Genomic DNA, 12224 nt, shown 5'->3' on the forward strand with positions numbered 1-12224 from the left:
GATTGCCGGGACGTTAGGCATCTCGGCCATGTCACGTCAATGGGTCCGTGTCGAAAAAATTTCGATAGTCGAAGGTCACATCCGGGTCACGGGAAACAGGGTTGACCGGAGCGCTTGACACCCCCGGGGAGGGCTCATAGCTTGCCGTTCTGAATCGTTTCACACGATCCGTCGTTCGACCGGACCCCACAGGAGCCCTCAAGTGACCGACCTCGCCGCGGTGAAGGCCGCGCTCAAGACCCAGGCCGTCGAGACACCGTCGTGGGCGTACGCGAACTCGGGGACGCGGTTCAAGGTGTTCGCCCAGCGAGGCGTTCCACGCACTCCGCAGGAGAAGGTGGAGGACGCGGCGCAGGTGCACGCGTTCACCGGTGTTGCGCCGACGGTCGCCCTGCACATCCCCTGGGACAAGGTGGACGACTACGCGGCGCTCGCGAAGTACGCCGAGGAGCGCGGCGTGAGGTTGGGGGCGATCAACTCCAACACGTTCCAGGACGACGACTACAGGCTGGGCAGCATCTGTCATCCGGATGCGGCGATCCGGCGCAAGGCCGTCGATCATCTGCTGGAGTGCGTCGACATCATGGACGCGACGGGCTCCGCCGATCTGAAGCTGTGGTTCGCGGACGGTACGAACTATCCCGGGCAGGACGATGTGCGGGCGCGGCAGGACCGGCTGGCCGAGGGACTGGCCGAGGTGTACGCGCGGCTCGGGGAGGGGCAGCGGATGCTGTTGGAGTACAAGTTCTTCGAGCCGGCGTTCTACACGACGGATGTGCCGGACTGGGGGACGGCGTACGCGCACTGCCTGAAGCTCGGCGAGAAGGCGCAGGTTGTCGTGGACACCGGGCACCATGCGCCCGGGACCAACATCGAGTTCATCGTGGCGACTCTGCTGCGGGAGGGGAAGCTCGGGGGGTTCGACTTCAACTCTCGGTTCTACGCCGACGACGATCTGATGGTGGGGGCCGCGGATCCGTTCCAGTTGTTCCGGATCATGTACGAGGTGGTGCGTGGAGGTGGGTTCACCTCCCAGGTGGCGTTCATGCTCGATCAGTGCCACAACATCGAGGCGAAGATTCCGGCGATCATCCGGTCCGTCATGAACGTGCAGGAAGCGACGGCCAAGGCGTTGTCGGTGGATCGGTCGGCGTTGGCTGCGGCGCAGGTCTCCGGTGATGTGCTCGGCGCCAATGCGGTGCTGATGGATGCATACAACACGGATGTCCGGCCGTTGCTTCGTGAGGTGCGGGAAGAGATGGGGATCGATCCGGATCCGATGGCCGCGTATGCCCGGTCCGGGTGGGATCGGAAGATCGTCGCCGAGCGGGTCGGCGGGCAGCAGGCCGGTTGGGGCGCGTGAGCGTCTGCCGGGCTCTGTTCGTCGTGGGGTGCGGGCTGTACGTGGCTGGTCGCTCCCCCGAGTTCTCGGCTTCGCTCGAACCGGGGGACCCCCGTCGCGGCGGAGCCGCTGATCGATACAACCCCGCGCCCCCAGGTAAATCCGCTCCCCCTCTTTCGGACAAGGACTGAAGTTCATGGCACCGCACCCCGAAGCCGCCGCCCTGCTCGCCCGCTCCCATCGGCTTGGAGCCGATCCGCGCAATACCAACTACGCCGGCGGCAACGCCTCCGCCCAAGGCACCGACACCGACCCCGTCACCGGCGGTGACGTCGAGCTGATGTGGGTGAAGGGGTCCGGTGGGGACCTCGGCACGCTCACCGAGGCCGGGCTCGCCGTGTTGCGGCTGGACCGGCTGCGGGCGCTCGTCGACGTCTACCCGGGTGTCGAGCGCGAGGACGAGATGGTCGCCGCCTTCGACTACTGCCTGCACGGCAAGGGCGGGGCGGCTCCCTCCATCGACACCGCCATGCACGGACTCGTGGACGCCCCGCACGTCGACCATCTGCACCCGGACTCCGGCATCGCGCTCGCCTGCGCCGCAGACGGGGAGAAGCTGACCGCCGAGTGCTTCGGGGACAGCGTGGTGTGGGTGCCGTGGCGGCGGCCCGGGTTCCAGCTGGGACTCGACATCGCGGCGATCAAGGAGGCCAACCCGCAGGCCGTCGGGTGCGTCCTCGGCGGGCACGGGATCACCGCCTGGGGATCGACGTCCGAGGAGTGCGAGCGGAACTCGCTGCACATCATCCGCACCGCCGAGGCCTTCCTGGAGGAGAGGGGGAAGGCGGAGCCGTTGGGGGCGGTGATCGAGGGGTACGAGGCGCTGCCCGGGAGCGAGCGGCGGGAGCGGGCCGCCGCCCTCGCGCCGTACGTGCGGGCCATCGCGTCCCAGGACAAGCCGCAAGTGGGGCACTTCAACGACTCCGAGGTCGTTCTCGACTTCGTGGCGCGGGCCGAGCATCCCCGGCTCGCCGCCCTGGGCACCTCGTGCCCCGACCACTTCCTGCGCACCAAGGTACGGCCGCTGGTGCTGGACCTGCCGCCGACCGCGCCCCTGGAGGAGGCCGTCGCCCGGCTGCAGGAGCTGCACGCCTCCTACCGTGAGGAGTACGCCGCCTACTACCGGCGGCACGCGCTGCCCGACTCCCCCGCCATGCGCGGCGCCGACCCGGCGATCGTGCTGATCCCCGGCGTGGGCATGTTCTCGTTCGGCAAGGACAAGCAGACCGCCCGTGTGGCCGGTGAGTTCTACGTCAACGCGATCAACGTGATGCGTGGGGCAGAGGCGGTGTCCACGTACGCGCCGATCGAGGAGTCGGAGAAGTTCCGGATCGAGTACTGGGCGCTCGAGGAGGCCAAGCTCCAGCGGATGCCCGAACCGAAGCCGCTGGCCACCCGGGTGGCCCTGGTGACCGGGGCGGGCAGCGGGATCGGGAGGGCGATCGCGCACCGGCTCGTGGCCGAGGGGGCGTGCGTGGTCGTCGCCGATCTCGACGGCGAGAACGCGTCCGCCGTGGCGGAAGAGCTGGGTGGGCCCGACCAGGCCGTCGCCGTCACCGTGGACGTGACGGACGAGGCACAGATCGCCGGCGCCTTCCGGGCCGCCGAGCTCGCCTTCGGCGGCGTCGACCTCGTGGTGAACAACGCCGGCATCTCCATCTCCAAGCCCCTCCTGGAGACTTCGGCCAGGGACTGGGACCTCCAGCACGACATCATGGCCCGTGGCTCCTTCCTCGTGTCGCGGGAAGCGGCTCGCGTGATGATCGCGCAGGGGCTGGGCGGGGACATCGTCTACATCGCCTCGAAGAACGCCGTCTTCGCGGGCCCGAACAACATCGCCTACTCCGCCACCAAGGCCGACCAGGCCCACCAGGTGCGGCTGCTGGCAGCCGAGTTGGGTGACCACGGGATCCGGGTGAACGGGGTCAACCCGGACGGTGTCGTGCGGGGGTCCGGGATCTTCGCGGGCGGCTGGGGTGCTCAGCGGGCCGCCGTGTACGGGGTGCCGGAGGAGAAGCTGGGCGAGTTCTACGCGCAGCGGACCATCCTGAAGCGGGAGGTGCTGCCGGAGCATGTGGCCAACGCGGTGTTCGCGCTCACCGGCGGGGACCTCACGCACACCACCGGGCTGCACATCCCGGTCGACGCGGGTGTGGCGGCCGCGTTCCTTCGATGAGCGCGGGCGTGAAGTCGTACGCCGCCGTCGATCTGGGCGCGTCCAGCGGGCGGGTGATGGTGGGGCGGGTCGGGTACGACGCGCTGGAGCTGAGCGAGGCGCACCGGTTCCCGAACCGGCCGGTGCGGGTGCCGGAGGGGCTGCGCTGGGACGTCCTCGCGCTGTACGCCGGTGTACTGGACGGGCTGCGGGCGGCCGGTGCCCACTGCGGTGGACGACTCGACTCCGTCGGCATCGACAGCTGGGCCGTGGACCACGGCCTGCTGGACGCCGACGGGGCCCTGCTGGGCAACCCGGTGCACTACCGCGACGCCCGCACCGAGGGCGTCGCGGAGAAGGTGTGGGCCGGCGTGCCGGCCGCCGAGCTGTACGCGGCGACCGGGGTGCAGTACGCCCCCTTCAACACGCTGTACCAGCTCATGGCGGCCCGCTCGACCGCCCAGTTCGACCACGCCAGACGGCTGTTGCTCATCCCGGACCTGCTGACGTACTGGCTGACCGGCGAGCAGGGCACCGAGCTGACCAACGCCTCCACGACCCAGCTGATCGATCCCCGGACGCGCGCGTGGTCGTACGACGTCGCCGAGCGGCTGGGCATCGACCTCGGGCTGTTCGCGCCGCTGCGGCTGCCGGGTGATCCGGCGGGCGTGCTGCGGGCGGAGGTGCTGGAGGAGACGGGGCTCACGGGTCCGGTGCCGGTCACGGCCGTCGGGTCGCACGACACCGCTTCGGCGGTGGCCGCGGTACCGGCCGCCGGTGAGCGCTTCGCCTACATCTGCACCGGCACCTGGTCCCTGGCCGGCCTGGAACTGGACGCGCCGGTGCTCACCGAGGAGAGCCGGGCCGCGAACTTCACCAATGAACTGGGGCTCGACGGCACGGTCCGCTATCTGCGCAACATCATGGGGCTGTGGCTGCTCCAGGAGTGCGTACGGGCCTGGGGCGGTCCCGATCTGGGGCTGTTGCTGCGCGAGGCCGCCGGGGTGCCGACGCTGCGGTCGGTCGTCGACGCGGGGGACGAGGCGTTTCTGGCTCCGGGGCGGATGCCGGAGCGGATCGCCGAGGCGTGCCGGGCCTCGGGGCAGCCGGTGCCCGGTACGTGGGCCGAGATCACGCGGTGCATCCTCGACTCGCTGGCCCTCGCGCACCGGCGGGCCGTCGAGGACGCGCAGCGGCTGGCCGACCGTCCGGTGGACGTCGTGTACGTCGTCGGGGGCGGAACGCGTAACGCGCTGCTGTGTCAGCTGACGGCCGACGCGTGCGGGTTGCCGGTGGTGGCGGGTGCGACGGAGGCGGCCGCCCTCGGCAACGTCCTCGTACAGGCCCGCACCCACGGGCTGGTCGGTGACCTCGACGGCATGCGCCGGCTGCTCACCCGGACCCAGCCGCTGACCCGGTACGCGCCCCGGGGCGACGCGGCGCGCTGGCGGGAGGCCCAGGCCCGGCTCGCCACGCGGTGAGTCGCCCTCTGCCCCCGGCGGTGTCCGCCCATTACCCTGCACTCGTCCGATGACCGACCCCGAGGAGCCGCGATGCGTGTCGCCCTGTTCCTGACCTGTGTCAACGACACGCTCTATCCGGACACCGGCCGAGCGGTGGTGAAGCTGCTGACCAGGCTGGGTGTCGAGGTCGACTTCCCGATGGCGCAGACGTGTTGCGGGCAGGCGCACTACAACACCGGCTATCGGCATGAGGCGGAGCCCCTGGCCCGGCATTTCTCCGATGTCTTCGGGGAGTACGAGGCCATCGTGACCCCGTCCGGGTCGTGCGGGGCGATGGTGCGGGAGCTGTATCCGAGGATGGGTGAGCGGGCGCGGGCCGAGGGGCGCGGCGACAGCCTCGCCCGCACGCTGGCGCCCGTGGTCCCCAGGACCTACGAGCTGACGGAGTTCCTGGTGGACGTGCTGGGCGTGACGGACGTGGGCGCCTACTACCCGCACAAGGTCACCTACCATCCGACCTGCCACGGCCTGCGCGCTCTCGGGCTTCGCGACCGGCCCCGGCGGCTCCTGCAGGCCGTCGGGGGACTGGAGTTGGTGGAGCTGCCGGGGGCCGAGGAGTGCTGCGGGTTCGGCGGAACCTTCGCGTTGAAGAACTCCGAGATCTCGGCGGCGATGGGCGCCGACAAGGTCCGCAACGCGGAGTCGACCGGCGCCGAGGTGCTGTGCGCGGCCGACAACTCCTGTCTGATGCACATCGGCGGGACCATGACCCGGCTCCAGGTGGGCATGCGGCCGGTGCACATCGCGGAGATCCTGGCGAGCACGGAGGAGGAAGCGGCGGTATGAGCGGAACGTTCGTCGGCATGCTGGCCTTTCCGAAGGCGGCGCACGATGCCCTCAACAACCGGACCCTGCGCGGCAATCTCCGCCACGCCACGCACACCATCCGCGCCAAACGGACCAAGGCGGTCGCCGAGTTGTCCGACTGGGCGGAGCTGAGGGAGGCGGGCCGGGCCGTCAAGGACCACACCCTGCGCCATCTGGACCGCTATCTGGTGCAGTTGGAGGAGGCCGTCACAGCCGCCGGGGGTACGGTCCACTGGGCGGCGGACGCCGACGAGGCCAACCGGATCGTCGTCGAACTCGTCCGGGCCACCGGCGAGTCGGAGGTCGTCAAGGTCAAGTCCATGGCCACGCAGGAGATCGGTCTCAACGAGGCCCTGGAGGCGGAGGGCATCCGCGCCTACGAGACCGATCTCGCCGAGCTGATCGTGCAGTTGGGCAAGGACCGGCCCTCGCACATCCTGGTCCCGGCCATCCACCGCAACCGGGGCGAGATCCGCGACATCTTCCGCGAAGAGATGAGCGAGTGGGGCCGCCCCGCCCCCGAGGGTCTCACCGACACTCCCGCCGAACTCGCCGAGGCGGCCCGGCTGCACCTGCGGGAGAAGTTCCTGCGGGCCAAGGTCGGCATCTCCGGCGCCAACTTCATGGTCGCGGAGACCGGAACGCTGGTGGTCGTGGAGTCCGAGGGCAACGGCAGGATGTGCCTCACCCTCCCGGAGACCCTGATCTCGGTCGTCGGCATCGAGAAGATCGTGCCCACCTGGCGCGACCTGGAAGTCTTCCTGCAGACCCTCCCCCGCTCCTCCACCGCCGAGCGCATGAACCCGTACACGAGCATGTGGACGGGCACGAGGGACGGCCACGCCGGGGAAGGGGACGGACCGCAGACCTTCCACCTGGTCCTGCTCGACAACGGCCGCACCGACGCCCTCGCCGACCAGGTCGGGCGCCAGGCGCTGCGCTGCATCCGCTGCTCGGCCTGCCTGAACGTGTGCCCGGTGTACGAGCGGGCGGGCGGGCACGCGTACGGCTCGGTCTACCCGGGCCCGATCGGGGCGATCCTGAGCCCTCAGCTCCGGGGCACGGCAAGCGAGATCGATGCCTCGCTGCCGTACGCGTCGTCGTTGTGCGGCGCCTGCTACGAGGTCTGCCCCGTCGCCATCGACATCCCCGAGGTGCTGGTGCATCTGCGGGAGCGGGTCGTGGAGGGCGGTCCGGCGGTCCGGGAGGGCAACAGGGTGGTACTGAAGCCCGCGAAGGGACATGCGGCCGAGCGGGCGGCCATGCGGGCGGCCGGCTGGGCGTTCGCGCATCCGGGGGCGTTGCGGGCGGGGCAGCGGCTCGCGTCGCGGACACGCCGCTTCCACCCACGAACGCTCCCCGGCCCCGGCAAGGCCTGGAGCGGCTCCCGGGACCTGCCGCCGGTGCCCGCGGAGCCGTTCCGGGACTGGTGGCAGCGCACGGACGGCGGAAAGAAGGGCGCGAAGTGAGCAGCAGAGAGCGGATCCTGGGCCGCGTGCGGCGCGCGCTGGCGGACGTGACGCCGGACGACGAGGCCGTCCCGCGCACCTATCTCAGGGAGCACGGCGAGCGGAGTATCGAGCAGACCGTGGAGCTGCTGGCGGAGAACCTGGCGGACTACCGTGCGATCGTGCACCGCTGCACGGAGGACGAACTCCCCACCCTGATCGCCCGGTTGCTCACGGACCGGAAGGCGGGCTCGGTGCTGGTGCCGCCGGGGCTGGCGGAGGGCTGGCTCGCGGAGGCGGGCGTGACGCGGGTCGCCGACCGGGCCGACAGCACGCCGCACGAGCTGGACCGCGTTGACAGCGTGGTCACGGCCTGTGCGGTGGCGATCGCCGAGACCGGCACGATCGTGCTGGACGGCGGCCCGGACCAGGGCCGGCGCCGGATCAGCCTCGTCCCCGACCACCACATCTGTGTGGTGCGGGTGCCCGGCCAGGTGGTCTCCTCGGTCCCGCAGGCCCTCGAACGTCTCTCCCCCACCCGCCCGTTGACCTGGATCTCCGGCCCTTCGGCCACGAGTGACATCGAACTGGACCGGGTCGAGGGCGTGCACGGCCCCCGCACCCTGGAGGTCGTCCTGCTGGACTGACACTCCGCCCCCTCAGTACGACAGTTGTCAAAGTTTGACGGTGGTCGAAATTTCCGTCGGAGTGGATGTGCGTGATGCCGCCGCCGGGCAGCGAGCGAGCGGTCCCGCTAGCGTGAGGGAATGATCCGGTTCGAGCAGGTCACCAAGCGGTATCCGGACGGTACGACGGCCGTGGACGGCCTCTCCTTCGAGGTGTCCGAGGGTGAACTGGTCACCCTCGTGGGTCCCTCGGGCTGCGGCAAGACGACGACCATGATGATGGTGAACCGGCTGATCGAGCCGACCTCCGGCCGGATCTTCGTGAACGAAGAGGACATCGCTCAGGTGGATCCGGTGCGGCTGCGCCGACGTATCGGCTATGTCATCCAGCAGGTGGGCCTCTTCCCGCACCGCACGGTGCTGGACAACACGGCGACCGTGCCGGCGCTGCTCGGCTGGAAGCGGGCGAAGGCGCGGGCCCGGGCCGCCGAGCTGCTCGATCTGGTCGGCCTCGACCCGAAGACGTACGGGCCGCGCTATCCGGAGCAGCTCTCCGGCGGCCAGCGGCAGCGGGTGGGCGTGGCGCGGGCGCTCGCGGCCGATCCGCCGGTGCTGCTGATGGACGAACCGTTCGGCGCGGTCGACCCGGTGGTGCGGGAGCAGTTGCAGGACGAGTTCCTGCGGATGCAGGCCGCGGTGCGCAAGACGGTGCTGCTGGTCACGCACGACATCGAGGAGGCTGTCCGGCTCGGTGACCGTATCGCCGTGTACGGCCAGGGGCGCATCGAGCAGTTCGACACGCCGGGTGCGGTGCTCGGCTCACCCGCCACGTCGTACGTCGCCGGGTTCGTGGGCGCCGATCGGGGGCTGAAGCGGTTGTCGGTCACCGAGATCGAGCCGGACGATCTCGAACAGCCGCCAGTTGCCAGGCCGGCCGAGCCGGCCGAGCGCGCCGTGGAGCGGCTGCGCGCCGAGGGTGCCCGGTGGGCGGTGGTCCTCGACGCGCACGGCGTTCTGCACGGCTGGGTCGGCATCGACGAGCTGGCCGCGGGCGGCCCGGTCGGGGACCTCGCGCACCGCATGACGGCATGGGTGCCGGTGGGTGCCCCGCTGAAGCAGGCGTTCGGGGTGATGCTCCAGTACGACGCCGGGTGGGTCGCCGTGCTGGACGGGGAGCGCTTCCTGGGCGTGCTGACCCCGGCGAAGCTGCACGAGGCGCTGCGCCGCTCGGTGGATGCGGACGCCCGCGGTGTCGCGCGGGGACAGGTGCCGTTCGACTCGGTCTCGGACGCCTGAGGCGGGCCGTCACTTCAGCAGGCCCTTGTCCCTGAGGTAGCTCCGGGCCACGTCGGCCGGAAGCCGGCGCCAGCTGTCGACCTGCCGGTTCATGTCCGCCAGGTCCGCGGTCGTGAGGACGTCGTTGAGCCTGCCCAGCGCCGTCGCCACGCCCGCACCGCCCGCGCGGGCGCGGTTGACGACCGGGACGACGTAGTCGGCGTTCTGCAGGTGCCTGTCGTCGGCGAGCAGGACCAGGCCGAACTGGTCGAGGGTGGCGTCGGTCGTGGTGGTCAGCACCATCTGGTCGCGGCCGTCCTGCACGGCCCGCTTGGCCTGGGTGGTGCCGACGCCCTTGGGGTCGATCCCGGTGATGTCGATGCCGTAGACCTTCTTCAGCCCCGGTTCGCAGTAAGGCCGTTGCACGCACTCGTCACCGGCGGCGAGCCGCACCTCCAGCTTCGAGGCGCCGAGGTCGCTGAGGGTCTTGAGGTGGTGCCGCCGGGCGTAGTCGGCGGACACCGCGAAGGCGTTCTGGTCCACCGCGCGACCGGGTGGCAGGACGGTGAGACCACGGGGTGCGGCGAGGTTGTGCAGGGCCTTCATCGTGGCGCCGAGGTCGGGTGAGCCGACGGGCTTCGCGTCGGCGGCGTGGGTCTTGGCGTTCAGCCAGTCGGCGAGGGTGGCCGCGTACTCGGGCACGACGTCGATCTGGCCGGACTCCAGGGCCGGTTCGTACAGCTCCCGGTTGGCGACCGTGATGATCGAGGTCCTGTAGCCGGCCTGGTTCAGCAGCTGTGCGTACAGCTGGGCGAGCAGGTCGCTCTCGGTGAAGCCGGCCGAGCCGATGGTCAGACGGTGGCTGTCGCCGGGCGATGCGGTGACCGCACTGCGGTTCTCCAGGGAGGGGCCGGTGGAGCAGGCGGTCAGGGCGAGGAGCCCGGCCGCCGTGACCGCGGTGCGGCCTCTCATCGGCCGCCTCTGGCCCAGGCCGGTGCCAGGCGTTCGACGACCTCGAAGACGGCCTCGACGATCAGTGCGAACACGGCGACGAGGAGGGCCCCGGCGACCACCATGGGTGTGCTGGCCAGGTTGAAGCCCGCCGTGATGATCCGGCCGAGTCCGCCGCCGCCCGCGAGCGCGGCGATGGTGGCGGTGGCGACGAGCTGGACGGCGGCGATCCGCACCCCGTTGAGGACCATCGGGAGCGAAAGGGGCAGTTCCACGTGAAACAGCATCTGCCGCCCGGTCATCCCCATGCCCCGCGCCGCCTGAACGACGCTCCGGTCGACCTCGCGCATGCCGACGTAGGCGTTGGTGAGCAGGGGCGGCACGGCGAACAGCACCAGCGCGACCACGGTCGGGCCCTCGCCCCACCTCCCCACCGGGGTCAGCAGAAGCAGGACCAGTACCGCGAAGGTGGGGACGGCCCGGCCGACGTTGGAGATGTTGACGGCGAGCGCGCCGCCCTTGCCCAGGTGGCCGAGGACCAGCGCGACGGGCAGCGCGATCAGGCAGCTGATGACCAGACAGACGACGGTGAGCAGCAGGTGCTGGAGCAGCCGGTGCCAGACGCCGTCGTCGCCGGACCAGTGGGCGGGGTCGGCCAGCCAGTCCCAGGCGGCGCCGAGGGTGTTCATCCGCGGGCCGCCCTCGCCCAGGGAGTGATCAGCCACTGCACGCCGAGCAGCAGGAGGTCGGCGGCGACGGCGATCAGTACACACAGCACGGACGCGGTGAGCACCTGGGCCTTGAAGTAGGTGTTCATGCCCGAGTAGATCAGGTTTCCGAGGCCGCCGAAGCCGACGATCGCGCCGACCGTGACCAGGGAGACCGCCGAGACGGTCGCGATGCGCAGCCCGGCCATCGCGGCGGGCAGGGCCAGGGGCAGCTCGACGGTGAGCAGCAGCCGGATCGGACCGTAGCCGAGGCCGCGCGCCGCCTGCCGGGTCTCCTCGGGGACCGCACGCAGCCCGGCCAGGATGTTCCGCACCAGCAGGGTGAGCGAGTAGAGCACCAGTCCCGCGACGACCAGGGTGGCCGAGAGGCCGTAGAGGGGCAGGAGCAGGGAGAACATCGCCAGGGACGGGATGGTGTAGAGGATCGTCGTCACGCCGAGGACCGGACCGGCCGCCAAGGCCCAGCGGCGGGCCAGTACCGCGAGCGGCAGGGCGACGGCGAGCCCGATGAGGACCGACACCGACGTCAGCTGGAGGTGCTGGACGACCGCGTCGAGGAGGATCTGGCGGCGGGTGCTCAGATAGGCGCCGCAGATCCACTCGTTGCGCGCGAGGCAGTCGTCCGGGGGCGCGGTCACGCATCCATTGCACCGGGCGGGCGAGCGGGGCGGCGCGTTGTGGTGGCCCGTACGGGGTGCGGGTCGTCCGGTGTGGGCTACCGCATTCCGGCCGCGTCCATGAGCGCGGTCACCGTCGCGGTGGCGAGTCCGTCGTCCAGGCGTTCCACGCGGGCTCCGGCGCGGGCGCTGGCGCCGTCGAAGATCAGCATCAGCTGGCGGGCGAGCAGCTCGGGGTCACGGGCTCCGCCTTCCTCCGCCTGCGCGCGGAAGGCTTCCACGAGGCGTTCCTTGGCCGCGCGGGCGACCTGGCTCGCCGGGTGCTCCGGGTCCTTCAGCTCGACCAGTACGGCAAGGTAGGGGCAGCCGCAGTAGTCGGCTTCCGTGGAGACCTTCTCGACCTGTTCGAAGACGTACAGGATGCGCTCGCGCGGTGTCCCGGCCACCGGGTCGGCGGGCGTCAAGCGGGCCTGGTACCGGGGCAGACGTCGCTCCAGGCTCGCGGCCAGCATCTCGTCCTTGCTCTCGAAGAGCTGGTACATCGACCGCTTCGAGACGCCCGCCGTACGGCACAGTGCCTCGACTCCGATGGAGACGCCGTCGCGGTAGAAGAGCTGGTCGGCCGCGTCGAGCAGCCGGTCTCGGGGGGACGCCTTGTCCGTGGTGGCCATACGGCGAGGTTACCGCGTACG

General features: G+C 70.9%; 11 protein-coding genes. 7 read left to right on the forward strand and 4 right to left on the reverse strand.

Annotated features, from left to right (window positions below; translation table 11 throughout):
- Positions 1-202: 202 nt before the first annotated feature.
- From rhaI to ACIF83_RS43335, 7 genes are all read left to right on the forward strand, one after another.
- A complete protein-coding gene (gene rhaI, locus ACIF83_RS43305) occupies positions 203-1363 on the forward strand; it encodes an L-rhamnose isomerase (RefSeq protein ID WP_393477621.1) in 1161 nt (386 codons plus the stop codon).
- Between the two features lie 175 nt (positions 1364-1538).
- Positions 1539-3578, forward strand: coding sequence for a bifunctional aldolase/short-chain dehydrogenase (locus ACIF83_RS43310; protein WP_399735846.1), 2040 nt, complete (start codon positions 1539-1541; stop codon positions 3576-3578).
- Entirely contained in the window at positions 3575-5038 is a 1464-nt protein-coding gene (locus ACIF83_RS43315) for a rhamnulokinase family protein (protein ID WP_399735849.1), read from the forward strand. Before ACIF83_RS43310 ends, ACIF83_RS43315 begins: the two co-directional genes overlap by 4 nt.
- Before the next feature lie 72 nt (positions 5039-5110).
- Positions 5111-5866, forward strand: coding sequence for a (Fe-S)-binding protein (locus ACIF83_RS43320; protein ID WP_399735852.1), 756 nt, complete (start codon positions 5111-5113; stop codon positions 5864-5866).
- Positions 5863-7356, forward strand: coding sequence for a LutB/LldF family L-lactate oxidation iron-sulfur protein (locus tag ACIF83_RS43325; RefSeq protein WP_399735854.1), 1494 nt, complete (start codon positions 5863-5865; stop codon positions 7354-7356). The genes ACIF83_RS43320 and ACIF83_RS43325 overlap by 4 nt, the downstream gene beginning before the upstream one ends.
- Positions 7353-7982: a lactate utilization protein C gene (locus tag ACIF83_RS43330; RefSeq protein WP_399735857.1), complete on the forward strand. Its 630-nt coding sequence runs from the start codon at positions 7353-7355 to the stop codon at positions 7980-7982. The genes ACIF83_RS43325 and ACIF83_RS43330 overlap by 4 nt, the downstream gene beginning before the upstream one ends.
- A 120-nt stretch (positions 7983-8102) precedes the next feature.
- Entirely contained in the window at positions 8103-9257 is a 1155-nt protein-coding gene (locus tag ACIF83_RS43335) for a betaine/proline/choline family ABC transporter ATP-binding protein (protein WP_399735860.1), read from the forward strand.
- Between the two features lie 9 nt (positions 9258-9266).
- Here the strand turns inward: ACIF83_RS43335 and ACIF83_RS43340 are convergent, their stop codons facing one another.
- The 4 genes from ACIF83_RS43340 to ACIF83_RS43355 all read right to left on the reverse strand — a co-directional run bounded on the left by ACIF83_RS43340 (position 9267) and on the right by ACIF83_RS43355 (position 12203).
- Positions 9267-10208, reverse strand: coding sequence for an ABC transporter substrate-binding protein (locus tag ACIF83_RS43340; RefSeq protein WP_399735863.1), 942 nt, complete (start codon positions 10206-10208; stop codon positions 9267-9269).
- The gene (locus ACIF83_RS43345; protein ID WP_399735866.1) at positions 10205-10876 is read right to left on the reverse strand and encodes an ABC transporter permease; all 672 of its coding nucleotides are present in this window, start codon (positions 10874-10876) and stop codon (positions 10205-10207) included. The genes ACIF83_RS43340 and ACIF83_RS43345 overlap by 4 nt, the downstream gene beginning before the upstream one ends.
- Positions 10873-11553, reverse strand: coding sequence for an ABC transporter permease (locus tag ACIF83_RS43350; RefSeq protein WP_393477604.1), 681 nt, complete (start codon positions 11551-11553; stop codon positions 10873-10875). The genes ACIF83_RS43345 and ACIF83_RS43350 overlap by 4 nt, the downstream gene beginning before the upstream one ends.
- Positions 11554-11630: 77 nt before the next feature.
- Positions 11631-12203 carry a TetR/AcrR family transcriptional regulator gene (locus ACIF83_RS43355; protein WP_393477601.1) on the reverse strand — a complete coding sequence of 191 codons (573 nt, stop codon included), beginning with the start codon at positions 12201-12203 and terminating at the stop codon, positions 11631-11633.
- Positions 12204-12224 lie beyond the last annotated feature (21 nt).

Source organism: Streptomyces sp. NPDC085866 (assembly GCF_044541035.1).
Classification (GTDB): Bacteria; Actinomycetota; Actinomycetes; order Streptomycetales; family Streptomycetaceae; genus Streptomyces.

Coding starts and splice junctions, on each gene's coding strand:
- ACIF83_RS43315 (WP_399735849.1), top strand. CDS start 3,575: ATGAGCGCGGGCGTGAAGTCGTACGCCGCCGTCGATCTGGGCGCGTCC.
- ACIF83_RS43340 (WP_399735863.1), bottom strand. CDS start 10,208: ATGAGAGGCCGCACCGCGGTCACGGCGGCCGGGCTCCTCGCCCTGACC.
- ACIF83_RS43335 (WP_399735860.1), top strand. CDS start 8,103: ATGATCCGGTTCGAGCAGGTCACCAAGCGGTATCCGGACGGTACGACG.
- ACIF83_RS43355 (WP_393477601.1), bottom strand. CDS start 12,203: ATGGCCACCACGGACAAGGCGTCCCCCCGAGACCGGCTGCTCGACGCG.
- ACIF83_RS43325 (WP_399735854.1), top strand. CDS start 5,863: ATGAGCGGAACGTTCGTCGGCATGCTGGCCTTTCCGAAGGCGGCGCAC.
- ACIF83_RS43345 (WP_399735866.1), bottom strand. CDS start 10,876: ATGAACACCCTCGGCGCCGCCTGGGACTGGCTGGCCGACCCCGCCCAC.
- ACIF83_RS43320 (WP_399735852.1), top strand. CDS start 5,111: ATGCGTGTCGCCCTGTTCCTGACCTGTGTCAACGACACGCTCTATCCG.
- ACIF83_RS43310 (WP_399735846.1), top strand. CDS start 1,539: ATGGCACCGCACCCCGAAGCCGCCGCCCTGCTCGCCCGCTCCCATCGG.